Origin of the sequence: Chitinophaga sp. CCNWYY40 (assembly GCF_037483205.1) — a bacterium.
Classification (GTDB): Bacteria; Bacteroidota; Bacteroidia; order Chitinophagales; family Chitinophagaceae; genus Chitinophaga; species Chitinophaga ginsengisegetis.
In genome coordinates this window covers 723,617-742,761 of record NZ_JBBHLF010000003.1, presented here as the reverse complement: position 1 = coordinate 742,761, position 19,145 = coordinate 723,617, and the positions used below count along the sequence as shown (strand labels likewise).

General features: G+C 45.4%; 16 protein-coding genes and 3 tRNA genes. 11 read left to right on the top strand and 8 right to left on the bottom strand.

Annotated features, from left to right (window positions below; genetic code table 11):
• Positions 1 to 22: 22 nt before the first annotated feature.
• The gene (locus V7S65_RS13440; RefSeq protein ID WP_336386792.1) at positions 23 to 3,505 is read right to left on the bottom strand and encodes a SusC/RagA family TonB-linked outer membrane protein; all 3,483 of its coding nucleotides are present in this window, start codon (positions 3,503 to 3,505) and stop codon (positions 23 to 25) included.
• Between the two features lie 243 nt (positions 3,506 to 3,748).
• On the opposite strand from V7S65_RS13440, the gene V7S65_RS13435 reads away from it, so the two are divergent.
• From V7S65_RS13435 to V7S65_RS13425, 3 genes are all read left to right on the top strand, one after another.
• On the top strand, positions 3,749 to 4,327 hold the full coding sequence (locus V7S65_RS13435; protein ID WP_336386793.1) for a sigma-70 family RNA polymerase sigma factor: 579 nt from the start codon (positions 3,749 to 3,751) through the stop codon (positions 4,325 to 4,327).
• 44 nt (positions 4,328 to 4,371) lie between these two features.
• Positions 4,372 to 5,526, top strand: a complete 1,155-nt coding sequence (locus V7S65_RS13430; RefSeq protein ID WP_336386794.1) for a FecR family protein — start codon at positions 4,372 to 4,374, stop codon at positions 5,524 to 5,526.
• A gap of 201 nt (positions 5,527 to 5,727) precedes the next feature.
• Complete coding sequence (locus V7S65_RS13425) at positions 5,728 to 7,647, top strand: alpha/beta hydrolase-fold protein (protein ID WP_336386795.1); 1,920 nt, start codon at positions 5,728 to 5,730, stop codon at positions 7,645 to 7,647.
• Positions 7,648 to 7,731: 84 nt separating this feature from the next.
• Here V7S65_RS13425 and V7S65_RS13420 read toward each other — a convergent pair whose 3' ends face one another.
• From V7S65_RS13420 to V7S65_RS13405, 4 genes are all read right to left on the bottom strand, one after another.
• On the bottom strand, positions 7,732 to 8,244 hold the full coding sequence (locus tag V7S65_RS13420) for a hypothetical protein (protein WP_336386796.1): 513 nt from the start codon (positions 8,242 to 8,244) through the stop codon (positions 7,732 to 7,734).
• Positions 8,245 to 8,359: 115 nt separating this feature from the next.
• Complete coding sequence (locus tag V7S65_RS13415; RefSeq protein ID WP_079470376.1) at positions 8,360 to 8,938, bottom strand: Crp/Fnr family transcriptional regulator; 579 nt, start codon at positions 8,936 to 8,938, stop codon at positions 8,360 to 8,362.
• 337 nt (positions 8,939 to 9,275) lie between these two features.
• Positions 9,276 to 9,359 (bottom strand) — tRNA-Leu (locus tag V7S65_RS13410).
• An 81-nt stretch (positions 9,360 to 9,440) separates the two neighbouring features.
• A complete protein-coding gene (locus V7S65_RS13405; RefSeq protein ID WP_079470367.1) occupies positions 9,441 to 10,589 on the bottom strand; it encodes a sensor histidine kinase in 1,149 nt (382 codons plus the stop codon).
• 118 nt (positions 10,590 to 10,707) lie between these two features.
• Here V7S65_RS13405 and V7S65_RS13400 point away from each other — a divergent pair, with 118 nt between their 5' ends.
• The 5 genes from V7S65_RS13400 to V7S65_RS13380 all read left to right on the top strand — a co-directional run bounded on the left by V7S65_RS13400 (position 10,708) and on the right by V7S65_RS13380 (position 13,830).
• Positions 10,708 to 11,727 carry a glycosyltransferase family 2 protein gene (locus tag V7S65_RS13400; RefSeq protein WP_336386797.1) on the top strand — a complete coding sequence of 340 codons (1,020 nt, stop codon included), beginning with the start codon at positions 10,708 to 10,710 and terminating at the stop codon, positions 11,725 to 11,727.
• Between the two features lie 106 nt (positions 11,728 to 11,833).
• A complete protein-coding gene (locus tag V7S65_RS13395) occupies positions 11,834 to 12,034 on the top strand; it encodes a hypothetical protein (protein ID WP_079470365.1) in 201 nt (66 codons plus the stop codon).
• Positions 12,035 to 12,199: 165 nt separating this feature from the next.
• Positions 12,200 to 13,426 carry a PepSY-associated TM helix domain-containing protein gene (locus V7S65_RS13390; RefSeq protein ID WP_336386798.1) on the top strand — a complete coding sequence of 409 codons (1,227 nt, stop codon included), beginning with the start codon at positions 12,200 to 12,202 and terminating at the stop codon, positions 13,424 to 13,426.
• 228 nt (positions 13,427 to 13,654) lie between these two features.
• A tRNA-Gly gene (locus V7S65_RS13385) sits at positions 13,655 to 13,730 on the top strand.
• Between the two features lie 27 nt (positions 13,731 to 13,757).
• Positions 13,758 to 13,830: transfer RNA gene (locus tag V7S65_RS13380), tRNA-Gly, on the top strand.
• Positions 13,831 to 13,900: 70 nt separating this feature from the next.
• Here the strand turns inward: V7S65_RS13380 and V7S65_RS13375 are convergent.
• Positions 13,901 to 15,070, bottom strand: a complete 1,170-nt coding sequence (locus tag V7S65_RS13375; protein ID WP_336386799.1) for a hypothetical protein — start codon at positions 15,068 to 15,070, stop codon at positions 13,901 to 13,903.
• Positions 15,057 to 16,037, bottom strand: coding sequence for a DUF2157 domain-containing protein (locus V7S65_RS13370; RefSeq protein WP_336386800.1), 981 nt, complete (start codon positions 16,035 to 16,037; stop codon positions 15,057 to 15,059). Before V7S65_RS13370 ends, V7S65_RS13375 begins: the two co-directional genes overlap by 14 nt.
• A 119-nt stretch (positions 16,038 to 16,156) precedes the next feature.
• Between V7S65_RS13370 and V7S65_RS13365 the strand changes: the two genes are divergently transcribed.
• A complete protein-coding gene (locus tag V7S65_RS13365; protein WP_336386801.1) occupies positions 16,157 to 17,029 on the top strand; it encodes an SMP-30/gluconolactonase/LRE family protein in 873 nt (290 codons plus the stop codon).
• A 183-nt stretch (positions 17,030 to 17,212) separates the two neighbouring features.
• Positions 17,213 to 17,506 (top strand): GNAT family N-acetyltransferase, encoded by a 294-nt coding sequence (locus tag V7S65_RS13360; RefSeq protein WP_159454320.1) that lies wholly within the window; start codon positions 17,213 to 17,215, stop codon positions 17,504 to 17,506.
• Positions 17,507 to 17,644: 138 nt separating this feature from the next.
• Here the strand turns inward: V7S65_RS13360 and V7S65_RS13355 are convergent, their stop codons facing one another.
• Complete coding sequence (locus tag V7S65_RS13355) at positions 17,645 to 18,145, bottom strand: OmpH family outer membrane protein (RefSeq protein ID WP_079470359.1); 501 nt, start codon at positions 18,143 to 18,145, stop codon at positions 17,645 to 17,647.
• A gap of 415 nt (positions 18,146 to 18,560) precedes the next feature.
• Between V7S65_RS13355 and V7S65_RS13350 the strand changes: the two genes are divergently transcribed.
• Entirely contained in the window at positions 18,561 to 19,136 is a 576-nt protein-coding gene (locus V7S65_RS13350) for an RNA polymerase sigma-70 factor (RefSeq protein ID WP_111577676.1), read from the top strand.
• Positions 19,137 to 19,145: the final 9 nt, after the last annotated feature.

Here is a 19,145-nt window from a genome sequence, read left to right as displayed (position 1 = left end):
GAATGAATGCTTTATTTGAATGTTAGAAACCGACAGCTACTCCCACGTTATAAACCCGCTGAACAGGGTATCCCAATCCGGATGCACCCATTTCGGGGTCCCATAGCTTAAAGGCGCTGATGCTGAATAAATTCAGGCCATTGGCATAAATGCGTCCGCTGCTCAGGTGTAGTTTCTTCAAAAGCTGACCGGTAATGTTATACCCGATCTCTGCTGATTTCATGCGTAAAAAAGAGCCATCTCTTAACCACCAGGTAGATGTTTGCGTGTTATTTTCTGAGATGGTATTGCTTAACCGTGGCCAGAAAGCGTAGGAGTCGCGGTTATCTTCGGACCAGTGACTGTCGGCGATCACCTGCAGCAAGCCATTCTGGTAACCGCCATTCAGGTAGAAAGGAGTGGTATTGGCGGCGTTAATGATAAAAGAAGATCTGGCAGAACCCTGGAAGAATGTACTCAGATCAAAATTTTTATATCCAACGGAGAAACCGAAGCCATATATTATTTCCGGTGTAGAGGGGTATCCGATTGGTACATAGTCGGCATCAGTAATTTTTCCATCTCCATTAATATCCCGGTATTTAATATCCCCGCCCATGATACTGCCGTATTGTTGAGGAGAGTTATTTACTTCCGCCTGGTCAATAAACAGTTTCTCTGCGATGAGGCCGTAGATCTGCCCCAGCGAGTTACCTACCTTCGACAGGTTCCGGTTATTTTCCGCGTATTGTGGTTCTTCGTTTACCAGCAGCTTACTTTTGGCGTAGGTAAAGGTGCCGCGTGCCTGTATCCACAGGGAATTGTTAAACGTTTTACGGTAATCGGCCACGAGGTCAATTCCCCGGCTGTATGCCTTTCCTGCATTGGAAGAAATATTCGCCTGCAATCCCATTGAACTGGGCACGGTGCTTCTTACCATGAGGATATTGGTGCGCTTTTGCTCATAGGCATCTACTGTTAAGGTAAAGTCCTTGAACACGGTGAGGTCCATCCCGATGTTGGTTTGTTTCGACAGCTCCCAGGTGATGTCCCGGTTTTCATACCGGTTAATGGCTACGGTAGGGCGGTTGTAGGTGAAGTTGGTACCGAAGTATCCTGCTGCGCCGCCATTTAAGTTAACATCTGAGAGATAAAAGAAACGGTCGGTGGCACTGCCGATCTGGTCGTTGCCCACCAGTCCGTAGGTGAACCGGAACTTCAGCTGGTTAACGGTATTGGCCAGGGGCTTAAAAAACTTTTCATTGGATACAATCCAGCCGCCTCCTACTGAAGGGAAGAAGCCAAACCGGTGGTTGGCGGCAAATCTTTCTGAGCCATTATATCCGAAGTTAAATTCAAAGAGATAGCGATTATCGTATCCATAGGTGAACCTGCCTGATATGCCCTGGTTGCGGGCCGGCAAAGAAAGCTGCAAAGTGGAGGCATTACCGGTAAGGTAATTCCTGATGGTGCCTATCACCATACCGCCTACGTTGTGTATTTTATCGAAGATCCTGGAATAGTTTACCGCTACTTCTGCATAGGTGGTAGTGTTTACATTTTTATCGCCGGGAGCATAGGTAAGATACTCGGTGGGCGTTGCGCCAACGCTTCCTGCGCTACCGTCGTTGATCAGGTTTAAGCCGGTAAATTTTCCGTCTACAGAACCCGACTGGTAATAATAGGGACTGTACTGGCGCGACACAGCAAAATTCGCATACCGCCCGGTATAGGCCATCATCCTCGCGGAAAGGCCGGGGGTAATGGCTTCCAGGTCTTGCCGTAAACTGAGCTGGGCTGTGAGCGTGCTGCTATTGGTAGCCTGGAACCCGGAGAGCGACTGTGCATAAGGATTTACATATAACCCGCCGCCGCCTGGTGTCAGGGCGTTTCCAAACAGTGGGTGTTTGGCATAGGGCAGGAGGCTGGACGGGTACACCGCCGGAAACGCCACCGGGTTGCTCCAGATGGCATTGTTAAAGGTGGCGGCGCCGCCGCCGATAGGGCCGTTGTAATCATCGAACTGCCCTTTCAGGCTTACCAATGCTTCTGTTGTTTTGGTGAGGTTTAAAGTAACGTTTGATAAGATGGAATAAGAACGGAGCTTGATGTTATTGCTGAAATTATTCAGTTCGTTTTCCTTGAGGATCCCATTGTCAATATTATAGGTCATGGCCAGGTAGTACTTTGCCTTGTCAGACCCACCGCTGGCATTGATGTTAAAGCGCTGGTTGGTGGTGCGGTCCTTGATCAGCTGTTGGATCCAGTTGTTATTGGGATATAATAACGGATCGTCTCCGGCGGCGGTATGATCAATTTTATTTTGTGAATAGGGTAAAACTCCCAGCGGGTTCCTGGTAAGTACCGCCTCGTTGGCGAGTTTCATATAGGTAATATTATCTGCCAGTTTAAAATTCTGTGTGTTGGCAGAGGTGGAATTTTCCACGCGGAAATTAAAACGCATTTTTCCGAGGTTCCCGGTTTTGGTGGTTACCAGTATCACGCCATTGGCGCCCCTGGCCCCGTACAGCGAGGAAGCCGTAGCATCCTTCAATACAGAAAAACCGGCGATATCGTCCGGCTGCAGCCTGGCAAGGTCCCTGGACGATGATTCTATATTATCAATTAAAATAAGCGGGTCTACTTTTCCGGCGCCAAAGGTGCCTACGCCTCTTACAAAAAACTGCGCATTGTCCGCACCGGGTTCGCCACTCCGCTGGTAAGAAATCACCCCCGGAATTCTGCCCGCCAGCATGGTGGTAAGGTTCCCGGTTGGTCCTTTCAGTTCCTTTGGATCGATAGCGGTAATAGAACTCACCATGCTGGATTTTTTCTGGGTGCCGTAAGCCACTACCACCACATCTTTAATGGTATTGTCCCGGGGGGAAAGCAATATCTCATAATCGCCCACACCGTTTTTAACGGGTATTTCTTTCGACAGGTAACCGACATATTGCACCACCAGTATTTTATTATCACCGGTAATTTTCAGTTTAAAACGGCCGTCCTGGTCTGTTTTAGCGCCGATAGTGGTTCCTTTCAGCATTACTGTTGCCAGGGGTAAGGGGGCCCGGGTATCTTCTGCGAGCACCAGGCCGGCCACCTGCCGGTCCTGCGCGGCGCCGGGATTCTTTTTTTCTGCGGGCCCCGCATCGCTGGCAGCGGGCTTCGGGCCGCGTTTAATCAGCACCACGTTTTTCTTCATTTCATACAACAAGCTGCGGCCTTTCAGTATTTCGGTCAGGACGGCGGTTACCCTGGCATTTGTATAATCAATAGGGCCGCTGATTACTTCGCTTTTCAGGAGGTCGTCGCTGTAAAAAAAAGTAAGGTCTGTTTGTTTTTCAATTGCCTGGAAAATACCTTCCAGCGTCATGTTGTTTCCTTTGATGGTCACTGTGGATGCAGGAACAGGCTGACTTCGTGCATTTAAGTTTAAAAAAAAGAGCAAAAAAATGGTGATGCACACCCTGGGCCCGGCAAAAAGGCGCCGGCCAGTATTCAATAACGGGATACTTCTTTTCATTTTCCTTGTTTGGTTGACAATGACTGTAACGTGGTAACTATGGGTGCTTAATTTTTGTGGTGCACTATACTAAGACGACACATTTAAAAAATGGGTGAATGAAAAAACCGTTATTCCGCTTGCTTAAAAAAATTAATAAGTGTCAAACTAACATTTTATCAGACAAACGATATATATTTAACTTCTACGTCCCAAATGAATATTATCCGCGTTATCTAATCAACCAGCCTAAAAAGTATTTTTATGCCTGAATATCCGGGAGATGAAGTCATACTTGCGTTATTAAAAACTGGAAATACCGGTGATGCTTTTGAGTTTATTTTTAAGAAATATTACCGGTTAATGTGGACGAAAGCCTATCTCGGCACCGGCGATGCGGTGGCGGCAGACGATCTTGTTCAGTTGGTATTAACCGGTATGTGGGAAAAGAAATTGTACCGGAATATCAATGGTTGTCTTAAAAGCTACCTGCTCACGGCAGTCCGTAACCAGGTGAACGATTATCATAAAGTGAAGCAACGGGCGTTAAAAAAGATTGAGAAGTATGCTGAAACGGTAAGCCACTCCGAGTCAAATATTCTTAAAGAAAGGGAACTGGAAGACCGTTGGAGCGCGCAGGAGCAGCTTCACCGGCAGCTGCATGAACTGTTGCAGGAGCTTCCGGCCCAGCGTCAGCGGGCATTTACCCTTGTGTACATGCAACAAAAGAAGTATCATGAAGTGGCCGACAATATGGGGATCAGTATTAATTCACTGAAAACCCATCTTAAAATGGCTGTTAAAACATTGCGTAACAAGCTGCATCCACCAGTGTCGGAATGAAATGTACTGCAAGCGTTCACCTCTCTCATTTAAGTTTACTATCAATGACCTCTGATAAGCAACATATTGATCAGTTAATGCTGGAAAAGCTGACCGGGAATATTTCCGGGGAAGATGACCATGCGCTCCGGCAGCTGATGGCTGCCGATCCGGCATTGAAAGATGCATTCACCCGTTTGCAGCAGCAACTCAATGATCCCGCTGCAAAGCAATATCTCAACCAGCTGGATGAAACGCAGCTGTGGGAAGAAAGAAAGCACCTGTTTAAGAAAAACAATACCCGCCACATGAAGGTACTGTACCGGGTAGCCGCCGGTTTATTGCTGCTGATGGGAAGCGCTTTGTGCCTGTTCTTTTTCCGGGAACAGCCGCAACATCCGGTTGTCGCCGCAAAGAGCGAAGCGCCGGGTAATAGTATTATCCTGCAGATGGCTAACGGACAAACCATCAATCTTTCAGATACCACGCAGGCATCGTTGCTCAATATCGGCGCCGTGCAGATGCGGGTGTCGCCCAAAAGCCTGCAATATGAAGCTGCCGGTACTGATGCGCCTACAGCGATGAACCTGTTGCAGGTGCCTGCCGGAAAAGATTATAAACTTATGTTGCCGGACAGCACAGAAATATGGCTGAATGCGATGTCTGAAATCCGGTTCCCGGTGTCGTTCAGTGGCCGTACCCGCGAAGTGTTTGTAAATGGAGAAGCCTATTTTTCTGTCCGCAAAGATATTAACCGCCCCTTTATTGTACATACCGGGCAGTTTTCAGTGAATGTGCTTGGTACTGCATTTAATGTCAACACCTACAGCAGCAATAACCCCCGGCTTTCGCTTTCTTCAGGCAAGGTTGCCCTGAAAAGTAAAACCGGTAATCAAAGCGTTCAATTGTCGCCGGGTTATGAAGCTATCTACAATTCCCAGCAGGGTAATGGTTTTAAAGTGGATGAGTTTAATGCAAGAAATACGCTTGCCTGGATGGAGGGGAAATATTATTTCAAAAATACGGCGCTGAAGGAAATTGCAGTGGTGATCGGGCGTCTGTTTGATGTGAAGGTACAATTCAATACACCGGGTGCGGAAAACATCACGGTGAGCGGCGTACTTACCAAAAAAGACGGGCTCCCGGAATTTATGGATAACCTGTCTAAAACTACTGATATTAAATATGAGCTGAGGGGCAGCATGCTTGAAATCCTCTGACATTTTACCGGTTTTAAGATACATTCCACTCACCGCTTAATTGTTTTATTGTCTATAAGACAATTATACCATCAATTTCAACAAATAAGCTATTAGTTAAAAGCGGCTTCCTGTATTTTTGTTTTATCACCGGCTCTGATGATATTACGTTAATCACCCGGAAGTAACTAAGCTGCATTTGTAATAAAACACTTATTCCACATGAAAAAGATAGTATTTAATGTTACCATCCTTCTATTGTTTGCTGTAACCGCTTTTACACAAGGCATTATTGAGCACGCCCTGCCCGGTTTTGACGCCCCGCGTACAGATATACCGCATGGCAGTATTGATACCATCACGTATAATTCAGCAACGGTGGGTAATCCGCGCAAAGCACTGATATATTTGCCGCCAGGGTTTTCAAAGAAAAATAAATACCCGGTGTTATACCTGTTGCATGGCATTGGCGGCGATGAACAGGAATGGCTGAGAGGCGGCACGCCCCAGGTAATCCTGGACAACCTGTACGCAGAAGGAAAAATTGAGCCGATGATTGTTGTTATGCCTAACGGAAGGGCTATGAAAGACGACCGGGCCACGGGGAATATCATGGCTCCCGACAAAGTGGAGGCATTTGCCACTTTTGAAAAAGATTTGTTGAGCGATCTTATTCCCTACATACAAAAGAAGTATCCTGTTTATACAGACAGGGAGCACCGGGCCATAGCCGGACTATCGATGGGAGGAGGGCAGTCATTGAATTTTGGACTGGGTAACCTGGATAGGTTTGCATGGATCGGCGGTTTTTCCTCGGCCCCAAACACCAAAGTACCGGAGCAGTTGATACCGGATCCTGTTAAGGCCAGGGAGCAAATAAAACTACTCTGGATTTCCTGCGGCGCCAGCGACGGATTAATTGCTTTCAGCAAACGCACGCATGATTATCTCCAAAAAAACAACGTACCGCATATCTATTACATTGAACCGGGTGTGCATGACTTTAAGGTATGGAAGAACGGATTGTTTATGTTTTCCCAGCTGATCTTTAAGCCCGTGGATACTACTACCTTCTCAAAATACCCGGTGGTGGGCGCTCCTGCCGAAACCAATGTGCGCAATGCAAAGTATCCGCAGGTACTGGCCGACCATCGCGTTGTTTTCCGCACCAAAGCGCCGGAAGCGCGGAAGGTACAGGTGGACCTGGGCCGCAGGTATGATATGGTGAAGGACACCGGCGGTTTATGGACCGTAACAACAGATTCCATAGGCGAAGGTTTTCATTACTATTCCCTGCTGATAGATGGGGTGGCCGTTGCAGACCCCGCCAGTGAAACCTTTTACGGCATGGGAAGAATGGCAAGCGGTATTGAAATACCGTTTGCCGGTGGTAACTATTATGCGTTAAGAGATGTACCGCATGGCGATATCCGGATCAGGAAGTATTTCTCAAAGGTTACCGGTTCATGGCGGCAGTTGTATATCTATACTCCGCCCGGTTATGATGCCAATACAACCGAAAAATATCCTGTGCTCTATATTTTGCATGGAGGCGGTGAAGACGAAACCGGGTGGGCTATGCAAGGTAAAACGGACCTGATCATGGATAACCTCATCGCTGCAAAGAAAGCCGGGCCTATGCTGATCGTGATGCCCGATGCCAACGTAGGCGGCACTGCTTTCGACGAATCTGCATTAAAGACATTTGAAACAGAACTGAAGGATATTATTATTCCGCTGGTAGAAAAAAACTATCGTGCGGAAACAGCTGCCAATAAAAGGGCATTGGCGGGTTTATCGATGGGCGGCATCCATACGCTTTATACAGGTATCAAAAACACGGATCTGTTTTCTTCCCTGGGAGTATTCAGTTCCGGCTGGATGCAGTCGCGGCAGGCCGGTATTGCGGCAGCCCAGTACGATTTCATGAAAGCCCATGCCGCCATGATTAACAACAACCTGAAGACGTTCTGGATTGCGATGGGTGGAAAGGAAGATATTGCCTACGGGAACTGCCAGCTGATGCTGGCAAAATTGGATGAGTTGAATATTAAACATACTTATAGCGAATACCAGGGAGGCCACACTTGGCCGGTATGGCGGAATAACCTGTTCAATTTTGCGCAGGTGATTTTTAAATAAATTTGCGCAGGGGAACAGATTTTGACATTGGGAAAATTGCTGGTCCACCTTACCCCGATAAGGCGGACCGGCAGATGGAAAATGCTATATACCCCTGGCGACTTCTCCTGATGAATTTTTATTACTTCTTTTTTGCTTAATGAATTGGTAAACCGAACCTGCAAGAAACAGTATGAAAAATATAAGCAGTGTTTTCCCTATCAAAGGGTCGCCGCTATTTTTGGCCAAAGGGTTCCCGATTGGGATCCGGGTTAGTGTTTCGTTAACGGTAGGAACCATGGACAGAAAAAAACTGAGCGACAGCAGAAAGTTTTCGAAGTAACGGGCTTTGTTATGCTGTCCCATCTTGTAATAAAGGAAAAAAGCAATTATTACCAGGATTAAAATCAATAACGAAAAAAGATGCCCGGCGTTAAAGCCACCTTGCTTTGAAAGCCCTAATGCTGTTAAGGAAGTGATGATTGTTCCGTAAAAATATATTTTCCCGGATGTGTTAGCAAGATTGATTTTAGCATACTTTACAAACGATATTAATGCTGCTACAATGGCAATGATACCAATGATGGTATGAAAAATGCCCAAATTTGATAGTCCCATATTGTTATTTTCTTTCTGCAAAAATTCAGAGAAAAAAAATGGGAAACATTCACTTAAGTTAATCCGGAATAACTTTTTTCACTTTGTTCGGCAAAAAATGGATGTTAATGCGGAATCAACGATTAATTCTCTTACGGATACGGCTTAACGAAGGAGTGGTGATACCCAGATAAGAGGATATATGATAGGCTGGGATACGGTTCACGATATTAGGGTGTTCTTTCAACAATTTAACATAGCGCTCTTCATGTGAATAGAACAGGAACTCTTCTGTCCGGGCCTGAGAGTAATTAAAAAATAACTCGGCCAACAGCCGTCCGAATTTGCTCCAGTTAGGATGCGTATCGTACAAATTGTTTAAATCACGGTAAGTGATATATATAATTTCGGAGTCCTCTAACGCCTCTATGAAGTATACACAGGGATAACGGGTGATGAAGCTCCTGAATGATACAATAAACTGATTTTCAGAAAAGAAGAAAATATTCTTTTCTTCGTCCGTCACAGGATCATTGTAATAAATCCTGAAAATTCCTTTCACTACCAATCCCAGGTCGTTGCAGACCACATTCTGCATATTAAAAAAATCACCTTTTTTTATTTTGCGGGTTTTCCAATAAGGACTGCTGTCTGTGATATCTTTGGGCGTAAGCGCCGCAAAGTTCATCAGATGCTGTTTTAATATCTCACTCATACGCTGGTGTTTTGAACTTTGATGCACTGGGTGCTAAAGTGGTTAAAATTAACAATCAGGAGCCAGTATTTATAGCCTGTCAGAGTTGCCGGTTTCACAGCAAATTACAATACTTTGCCTGTGATACGCTACCGTAAGGCTATTAAGAAAGAAGAAGAAAGTGCAAAAATGAAGGGGGCTGAAACGAAAAAACCACTGCTCAGAAGGATCTGAACAGTGGTTCGAGAATTTTAGGATTCGTGTAGTGCTGCTTTGACATGTTCAATTGATTTCTGTTTACCTTTTTTCAATTGACGCTCCGCAAAGCTGCCACAGTAATAACTAATCCTTTTAGTTGTGCGAAGGAGGAGATTCGAACTCCCAAGCCCTTTCAGGCACTACCACCTCAAAGTAGCGCGTCTACCAATTTCGCCACCTTCGCATCTGGTAGAATGGGGTGCAAAAATAATGGCTTTTTTAAAATAAGCAAATTTTTTTATTCATATTTTACTGAAAAGGGTCGTTATTTCCGTAATAGGATCCGGAAAGTGGTGCCTTTATTTATTTCGGACGACTTCACATACAGCCGGCCGCGATGGTATTCTTCAATAATCCGTTTGGCCAGTGACAGGCCCAGGCCCCATCCCCGCTTTTTGGTGCTGAATCCGGGTTTGAACACTTTTTCGAAGCTCAGTTTAGGGATGCCTTTACCGGTGTCGGCTACATCGATGGTGATAAAAGTAGGGTGGTTTTCTATGGTAATATCGATCTTTCCTTTTCCTTCCATCGCATCAAGGGCATTTTTTAATAAGTTTTCCACAACCCAGTCGAAAAGCGGGGGAGAAAACATGGCAGGCAGCTCTTCTTCCGCGCTGTGAACGGTGAGTATCACCTTCTGGGGCGCCCGTTTGCGGATGTAATTGGTCATGTTTTCTATTTGTGCTACGATATCTTTCTCTTCCAGTTTTGGAACGCTTCCTATTTTGGAGAAGCGGTCGGTGATCAGTTTCAGGCGGTCTACATCTTTGGAGAGTTCTGTTACGATGGTGGCATTGGCTTCATTATCGCGGAGAATTTCCAGCCAGGCTTCCATAGACGAGAGGGGCGTGCCCAGCTGATGGGCCGTTTCTTTGGCCAGTCCTACCCACACCTGGTTTTGGGTGGCGCGGTTGGTGCTGGACAGGGCAAAGAGTACAATGGCAATGAAAAGGGTCACCACTATCAGCTGAATGTACGGGTAGTAGCGGATCTGCCGGAGAATCAGCGAATCGCCGTAGTAGATGTAGTTATATAGTTTCTGTTTGGAATCCACTTCCATGATAAACGGCGGATGTTGCTTTTTAAATGCCTGCAGTTCGTTGTTCAGGAAGTGGGGGTCCTGCATAATGCGCATGGAGTCGAGGTTGCGGCTATCGAGGATCTTGCCGGTTTCGTCGGTTAATATCAGCGGGATGGTGGTATTGTTGGTAACGATGTCTACTGCCAGGTTAAGGTTGGCTTCAGAACTTGCCCGCAGGAGTTCGCGGTTGGCTTCCACCCAGGTAGCAACTTTTTTTCTTTCTTCCTCCTGAATGTTCCGGGATAAATTACTTACAAACCAGATAGTAGTGCCTATGATGAGCACTGCTATGGAGGCCAGTACAAACTTCCAACCGATATACTGTTTAAACATACTTCTAATTTAAGCCTTATTCGACTTACCTGAATCTGTAATGATTCGCAAATATTAGAATCCTTTGTTGCATATTTGCATCTCAAAAATAATTGTTCACGCATAAACGTAATTGCCGTTGTCCGTATTGCCATCAGTAGCAGTTGTTATTTTAAATTGGAATGGGAGATCTTTTCTGGAAAAGTTCCTGCCGTCTGTTTGCCGTTCTACCTACGGCAACCTGCAGCTGGTGCTGGCCGATAACGCCTCTACGGACGACAGTGTGGCTTTTGTGGCGGCGCATTACCCGCAGATCCGGATTATCCGGAATCCCCGGAATGATGGGTTTGCCGGCGGGTACAATGATGCCCTGCAACATGTGCAGGCCGACATTTACGTGCTGCTTAACCAGGACGTAGAGGTGGAACCGGGCTGGATAGAGCCGGTAGTGGCGCTCATGCAGCAGGATACAAAGATAGCTGCCTGTCAGCCTAAAATGAGGGCTTACAAAGACCCTGACGAATTTGAATATGCCGGGGCAGCCGGCGGCTGGATGGATATCCTGGGCTATACTTTTTGCCGGGGACGGATCCTGTATACCACGGAGAAAGACAACGGGCAATATGACGATGTAAAGGATATTTTCTGGGCAACCGGGGCGGCATTGTTTATCCGTTCGGCCTGTTATCACCAGGTGGGGGGCTTCGACCGCGATTTTTTTGCGCATATGGAAGAAGTGGACCTCTGCTGGCGGCTGCAAAGAGCGGGTTACCGCATTTGTTACTGTCCTGATTCCAGGGTGTTTCACGTAGGCGGGGGGAGCTTACCGCAGGGGAATCCCCGCAAGCTGTACCTGAACTTCAGGAATAACCTGATGATGCTGTGGAAAAACCTGCATAGCGAAGACCGCTGGATTGTGCTGGTACAACGCTTTTTCCTGGATATACTCGCGGGCGTAAAAAGCCTGGTAGCAGGAAAACCAAAGGATATGGCGGCTATTTACCGTGCCTATAAGGATTATTATCGCTGGCGGAGGACTTATGTGAAGAAAGATGATCTGCCGGAAATGAAGCTGATGAAAATGAGTGGTGTGTTTCACGGTATTATGATCTGGCGCTACTACTTTCTCGGACACAAACATTTTTCTGAATTGATTTAAGCAGCGGTAATCTCCGGGGGAAGTTTCTTATCTCACAAAATTACCAGCTATGAAAATTCGAAAATTTCAAAATATTATGTAGGTTTGCACCGGAAATAAACTGATTATGGAACAGAATACAGTAGAAAATAAATACGACATCACCTTAGACAAGGTTTCCCGTTCCCGCTGGCTTTTTTACGTACAATTGTTTTGTATGGTAGCCTTCATCCTGGGAGTTAGCTACGGGCTTTACGCACATAGATACAAGGGCAAGCCGGAAGTAAAGGTGCAGGAAAGCTCGCTGTACAATCCAAAATATAAATAAGCCACGGCTTAAACATAATTATCCAGCCTCCACCGGTTTTCCGGTGGAGGTTTTTTTATGCCTTTCCGTTTTGCGTAAATAAAATTCCCGATCCGATCAGCTTTTCTGGCCATTTGAATCGACTTTTGTATCTCCGGCATGATATCTACCGGTGGGTGTTAGTATATGTTTAAACGGACGGATAAGTTAAAGAAGAAACAGCATAAATCGCTGTTCAGGATAGTTGTGGATAAGCTGCATCTCTGGCTGGGGCTGGGGGCTGGCATTATTGTGCTTATTATCAGCATAACCGGCTGTTTGTTTGTTTTTCAGAAAGAAGTGAACGATTATTATTATCGTAAAATATTATATGTTACCCCGGAAAATACGCCCTTACGCCCGGTAAGCGAACTGAAAAAGATCGCGCAGGCCGCCCTGGGACCTGATAAACCGGCGATGAGCATCACTACTTACGCCAGGCCGGACATGGCCTGGGAGTTTATGGCTTATAAAGGCAACGATACTGCACTAACCTATTTTGGCACATTGGAATATTATGAATCTGTGCTGGTGAACCCTTACACCGGAAAGGTGACCGGAAGGATCGACTATAAGTACAATTTCTTTTCCATTGTAAAAGGCATCCACTGGAGTCTTTTGCTGAATGATAAGTACGGGCAAACCATTGTAGGCTGGAGCACGCTCATTTTTGTGGTCCTGATGATCACCGGGTTGATCATGTGGTGGCCAAAGAAATGGAACAAAGCCAACCGCGATAAGAGCTTTAAAATAAAATGGAAAGCAGGCTTCAAAAGAGTGAACTACGACCTGCACAATGTACTGGGCTTTTATGCTATGATCATTGCATTGGTAATTGCCTTTACCGGTATGGTGTGGGCATTTACATGGTTTCAGACCACGGTATATGTAGTGGCTTCCCGCAGCATTACTCCTCCTGATGTAAAACAATATGAATCTGCCAAAACAGCTGCACAGCTGAGTCAGGATCCGCTGGATATCGCCTACAGCAAGGCGCTGCCCATACTGAAAGATGCAAAGCGCATATTCATTGCCCCGGCGTTTGGTGAAACCGGGGTGAACACTATCAGCGGAAATAAAGGAGAGGAAACCTATTATGGTTCGGATAATCTTACGTTTGACCAGTACAGCGGCGCGTTGCTCGGAAGAAGGAACGACTCGCATAAAAATGCGGGAGAGCGGTTAATAGACATGAACTATGATATCCACGTGGGCGCTATCGCCGGACTGCCCGGAAAGATCCTGGCCTTCATCATCAGCCTGATCTGCGCATCGTTACCGGTAACGGGTTTTTATGTGTGGTGGGGTAAAAGAAAGAAGTCGAAAAAGAAACCGGTAGTGATCCGTGCATCTGCTGTACCGAGCACAATGTAAATAAAAAGTGTTACTTATTTTTCTGCTGAAATGCTTTTCCCTGCTGTGTTCCAGCAAGTTGCTGTATACAGCAGCGTAAAAAATATTCGAAAAAGTTTCAAAAAAAATTTTGTGTTTTCAGTCCGTTTCCTATCTTTGCAATCCCAACGAAAACGCCACGGGGCAAAGCAAACGAAAGAATGCGGTTCGAAAGGAAGAGTTCTTAAAATAAGAAAGTTTTTAATACCTGCGAAAGTAGCTCATTTGGTAGAGCACGACCTTGCCAAGGTCGGGGTGGCCGGTTCGAGCCCGGTCTTTCGCTCCAGTTTTTTATAAAGTTCTTAATACATCTGCGAAAGTAGCTCATTTGGTAGAGCACGACCTTGCCAAGGTCGGGGTGGCCGGTTCGAGCCCGGTCTTTCGCTCTAAAGCCTGACTGATCATTTCAGTCAGGCTTTTTTTATGCGCGGAAGCGAAAGCCCTCCGCGCCTTTGGTTAATATCCTCCGCTTGCTCCGCCACCGCCACCGGTACCGCCGCCAAACTGCACATCATTACCGGCAGGCTGTGCACCCGGTACATATGTTTGCGCAATGATCAGCGACTCCAGCCTTAATTTGTCTGCCAGGGAAGGATCTTCCGGCTCTGCATAAGTGAAGCCATGCTTCGGTTCTTTCAGGTAACGGATCAGTGCCCAGGCGCCTACGGTGAGTACCAGTCCGCCAATTACCATCGCCGTTTCCAACGGAAGCACGCTGTGATAGTAACGGATGGTAAATACAATGGCCGCCAGTAATATCATACCCGTACGCAGCAGCACGGCATCTTTTTTCCGGATACCCAGGTAGAGATATACCACCGGAATAACGGCTGTATAGATCCAGAAGAATATCGCACCCGGAATACTTTGTCCATCCTGCAGCTGCAAATCAAACATTTCATTACTCACCTCTCTCACTACGAAATAATTACCCGCCAGGTAAAGCGTGAGTAACGACAGTACCGATACAATCGTCAGGCAATGTTTATAATGCCTGCTGCTATGATAGGCTGATATTTTTTTTGCCGCAATGTACACGGTAATAGAGATAAACATGATAAGAAACGGCACAATGGTTTTGGCTACAGGCCCCAGTTTGATAGCTACTGTGAATATAAAACCCAGGAAAGCCAGGTAAGCTACACCCGCTATCATCATATCTGCAAAGCGCAAAGTTGCCAGCACGGTAACTATACAAACCACCAAACAGACAGTAGAAGCAGAGATATGACCTACAATTACCATGCTGCTGCAAATGAGCAGTATGGCGCCCCATAACAGGGCATCATCAACTCCTGCGCGGAATAACTTCTTCTCGCGGATAAATATTTCCAGGATACCGTAACATACCAGTCCGGCGAAAATACAAAGACCCGCAAATCCATCTTCATTACGCAGCATATCCATTGCCATGAGCGACAATAAGCCAAGCGAAAACGAGATAATAACAACCGTAAGAATAAACAACCCGATTTTAATCACGGGATTGGGTGTATAGAAATTTACCGGGTGTGCCGCTTCAATTGCTTTGTAGGTGGGTACGGTGATACAGTTTTTCCGCAGTGCTTTTTCTGCTTCCTCCTGTATTTCAAGATTATCGAGTGTTTGGGAATTATACGCTAGCATGTTTGATTTTTTTGTTGAGGCTGATCAATAATACAATTACGCCAATGGCAGAACCGATGAAGTATAGCAATCCGAGATATACGCCGCCGATATCGTTTGTTATAATAAGTAAACGCACTACGGCAATACTCAAAGCGATATACCCATATAAAACAGTGATCAGTACAAAGTAGAAAGACCGTTCCCTGAATGCTTCTTTGAAAATAAAGAAACCAATAACCGCCATAAATGCGAACCAGGCTAGCCAACCTGCATCATATACACACATGCCGGCTACACAGGCAATGAAAATGATATGCGCACCAAAGTTCTGGTAGGTAAAGGCAAAGTGTTTTTTCAGATTTTTTCTGGCAGATATAAATGCCAGCAGCAACAGGAGCCCTCCCAGTATCACGCCGGTATAAATAAGTTGTACGCTGCCGAAATCATTGGCGGATAATAACTGGAAAGGCGTTACTGCAATACCCATCCAGGCGGCGAGGTTGGTGATAGCCATCGACAGCACACCCAGGTGATCGAAGTAATACGCGCTCACGGTGAGTACAGTCAGCGGGATAAAAGTGGCCAGTCCGTACGCAGTGCCAAATGCCGTGTACTGAAACTGGAGATAACCCACAAACGTAACGAACGTGAGACAACCTAACAGTAACGCATAATCGAAAAAAGCATTGGGCGAGTTCACTTTTGCCCATGAAAACGGCGCTTTTTTCCGGATACAATAACTAAAGCAACCGGCGCAGATCACACCAATGATCAAAAGGATTACCTGGTGACCAAGAGTATCGATATTTTTATAGATCAGGATACCCAAACCACCACTCAGCAGTAGTACGCCGAGGTAGAGTAGTGTTTTTATTTCCCAGTGGAGGGAGAATAGCTGCTGATCTTCCGCAGTTTTTACTGCTGTAAGCTCCGCATCATTTATCAGTGCTGCTGCGCGGAGTTTTTCAAATACTTTGATGTTCATAGATGGAGTTAAAGTAGTTGGAATTAACAATCGTTACCCGCTGCAATATACAATATCAGCGCACAAAACTATATATTGTGGTATACGGAAATGATTCGCAGTAAATCCACCGCACGAACATGAAAACATACCAGGCTTCCATATTATCATCATTAACTTGTGAATTAGGCGAAGGCGCTTGCTGGTGGCCTGAAAGAAACAGCTGGTGCTGGGTGGATATCCTGGGCTTTACGATTTATATACGTGACCTGAATGGGTATCAGCAACAGTTTGACACCGGTAACTATGTAACCACGCTGGTGCCGGTGGCGGGCAGGAATGAGCTGTTGGTGGGGTTGAAAGACGGTATTGCCTTTTTTTCGCCGGAGCATGGACTGGGCAAACGTATCGCTGTGCTGGAAGAACGCAGCAACGTGCGTTGCAACGATGGTAAATGTGATCCTGCGGGGCGGCTGTGGATCGGTACCATGCAGATGCCGGCGGATGAAGGAACGGGCAACCTGTATTGTATCAGCGGATCCGCGGCGCCTGTATTGAAACTGGCTGGCGTAACCATCTCAAACGGGTTGGTGTGGAAAGGGGATAAAATGTATTACAACGATACGCATACCCGTACGGTGCAGGAGTTCAGTTATGATGAATCCAGTGGTGCTATTGCCTTTACAAGGGTAGCCGTACGTATTCCGCCGGAACTGGGCTGGCCGGATGGTATGGCGATAGACAGCCGGGGGATGTTGTGGGTTGCCCACTGGGGCGGTTATGGCGTATATTGCTGGAATCCTGAAACGGGTGAATTGCGGGGAAAAGTGGCTGTGCCGGCGCCGCATGTATCTTCATGTGCTTTTGGCGGGCCGGATATGAATGAACTGCTGATTACAACCGCCCGGGAGCACATGACAGCTGAACAGGTAGCTGAATATCCCCTTAGTGGCAGTGTGTTTCACGTAAGGCTTCCAATTAAAGGCTTACCTGCCAACTACTTTAAGTATTAATTATTTTTACATATTATTGTTTCACGGTTTTCTGCTATATTATTAGTATATTTGCAGACGGAATCAGCTTTTTCAGGGTATTTTAATACCATTCGTACTATCTTATTTCAACTTCCCTTTGCATAAGATACTTCCCTTTAGTATGCTACCGCTAGAAACATCATGTAAAAAATAATTATGATCATGAAGGATTTTAAAATTATTGACAACAAAGAGGCCAGGCAGTTTGAGGCGCATATCGCCGGACAAATGGCTAAAGTTATTTACGAAAGAAACGGAAGCCGTATTTTCCTGACTGGTGCAGAAGTGCCGCCGGTATTGGAAAAACAGGGTGTATTACCAATGATGCTGGGAAAAGTAATGGAGGAAATTTCTGCACAGAATATCCGTATGGTGCCTTCCAGCAAAAAAGTGGCAGAATTTGTACGCAGTAATCCTCAGTGGAAAACGCTGCTGGCGCATGGTTTACACATATAGCTCTTTATTTTACATTTGACATTTAGTTATTTAATTATTTGCCGGCCATCCACATTATCAGAAAATAAGAATGGCGGAAGATTCATCGAACATTGAGACCAGTCAGATAACTAAATAACTAAATATTCAAATGCCCTCTTACCTGATTCCCATCTTCACCTTTACTGCTGACATCAGGTCATCGGCTTCTGCGGATACCAACACCGCGTCTCTGGAGTTATCAATCACCAGCGTATAGCCCTTTTCGTTAGCTACCGCCTTTAATATCTTTTTTGCTTTATCAAGAATAGGAGTCAGTAATTGCTGTTCCCTGGCATTCATGGCCTGCTCAGACATCTCTTTATATTTCTGGATATTGGCTTGCAGCGCTTTGATTTCAGATACTTTCACTTCTTTCAAAGTCTCACTCAACTTACCCTGTGTACTGTCAAATTCAGTTACCTTCTTCGTGTACTCGGCTACCAGCTGTTGCCCGTCGGCGTTCAACTTCTCCTGTAAAATATTTAATGAATCTCCTGCCAGTTTACTTTCCGGCATCATGCCGATCATTTGTTGAAAATTGATGTAGCCCGTTTTGGATTGGGCAAAAAGAACAGTACTTCCTAACAGTAACAGGCAAAGTGTACAGATATATTTCATCGGGATAATTTTCACAATAATAATCGTCCAGTTGTGAAATATTCTTTAACACGAATATAAAGTAATGTTAAAGTGACGGGGATTTTGTCTTTTTCAGGATTAAACTTATTTAGCTGATTACCCTGATTTCATTTTCATGAACTGTATTTTTTATTGTTTTATTATTTAATTATTTATATGTAATTATATGTTAATAATCACTTTGTATTAAGCGAAAACATGAGAATAAATGTGATAAGAATAAAATCAGGGTAATCAGCTAAATAAGTTTAATCCTGGAAAAGACAACCTCCGTGTTTAATCCTGAAAAAAAACAATCTCCGCGTAGGGGTAAGTACTTAGAAAGGTGTCGTATAATAAATCAGTTCAATTGGCAGAAGGAATTATATTTGACGTTAGATATCAAACCCTAGGCATGGAATTTATGAATCCGGGTAATACTGCAGCACCGGTAATAGAAAACTCATTAACATTTGAACAGGTTTTTAAAACTCATTTTAAAGGCTTGCACGCATATGCATGTACTTTATTAAAAGACGAAGTGATGGCGGAAGAGATGGTACAGAATGTCTTTTGTAAACTATGGGAAAAATCAGGTGATATAAAAATAAAGCAATCTGTTTCGGGATACCTATACCGGGCGGTGTATCACGAGTGCATTAATTATCTGCGGCACCAGAAAGTGAAAGCTACCCACCAGGCACATACCAAATACCAGATGAGCAATGACCATGATACCGGCAACGCATCCGGAAAAGTAATGCTGCGGGAGCTGGAAGAGAAGCTGGAAAAAGCTTTGATGGCACTACCTGAAAAGTGCCGCACCGTTTTTCAGCTGAGCCGCTTCGAAGAACTGAAATACCAGGAAATAGCAGATCGCCTGGATATCTCTATAAAAACTGTGGAAAATCAGATGGGCAAAGCGTTGCGCTTATTACGACTCAACCTGGTAGATTTTCTGCCCTTGTTATTAATTTTGCTCCACCTGTAAAAGTGCATC

Coding starts and splice junctions, on each gene's coding strand:
- V7S65_RS13425 (WP_336386795.1), top strand. CDS start 5,728: ATGAAAAAGATAGTATTTAATGTTACCATCCTTCTATTGTTTGCTGTA.
- V7S65_RS13430 (WP_336386794.1), top strand. CDS start 4,372: ATGACCTCTGATAAGCAACATATTGATCAGTTAATGCTGGAAAAGCTG.
- V7S65_RS13350 (WP_111577676.1), top strand. CDS start 18,561: ATGGAATTTATGAATCCGGGTAATACTGCAGCACCGGTAATAGAAAAC.
- V7S65_RS13355 (WP_079470359.1), bottom strand. CDS start 18,145: ATGAAATATATCTGTACACTTTGCCTGTTACTGTTAGGAAGTACTGTT.
- V7S65_RS13365 (WP_336386801.1), top strand. CDS start 16,157: ATGAAAACATACCAGGCTTCCATATTATCATCATTAACTTGTGAATTA.
- V7S65_RS13420 (WP_336386796.1), bottom strand. CDS start 8,244: ATGGGACTATCAAATTTGGGCATTTTTCATACCATCATTGGTATCATT.
- V7S65_RS13390 (WP_336386798.1), top strand. CDS start 12,200: ATGTTTAAACGGACGGATAAGTTAAAGAAGAAACAGCATAAATCGCTG.
- V7S65_RS13440 (WP_336386792.1), bottom strand. CDS start 3,505: ATGAAAAGAAGTATCCCGTTATTGAATACTGGCCGGCGCCTTTTTGCC.
- V7S65_RS13435 (WP_336386793.1), top strand. CDS start 3,749: ATGCCTGAATATCCGGGAGATGAAGTCATACTTGCGTTATTAAAAACT.
- V7S65_RS13395 (WP_079470365.1), top strand. CDS start 11,834: ATGGAACAGAATACAGTAGAAAATAAATACGACATCACCTTAGACAAG.
- V7S65_RS13370 (WP_336386800.1), bottom strand. CDS start 16,037: ATGAACATCAAAGTATTTGAAAAACTCCGCGCAGCAGCACTGATAAAT.
- V7S65_RS13405 (WP_079470367.1), bottom strand. CDS start 10,589: ATGTTTAAACAGTATATCGGTTGGAAGTTTGTACTGGCCTCCATAGCA.
- V7S65_RS13375 (WP_336386799.1), bottom strand. CDS start 15,070: ATGCTAGCGTATAATTCCCAAACACTCGATAATCTTGAAATACAGGAG.
- V7S65_RS13360 (WP_159454320.1), top strand. CDS start 17,213: ATGAAGGATTTTAAAATTATTGACAACAAAGAGGCCAGGCAGTTTGAG.
- V7S65_RS13415 (WP_079470376.1), bottom strand. CDS start 8,938: ATGAGTGAGATATTAAAACAGCATCTGATGAACTTTGCGGCGCTTACG.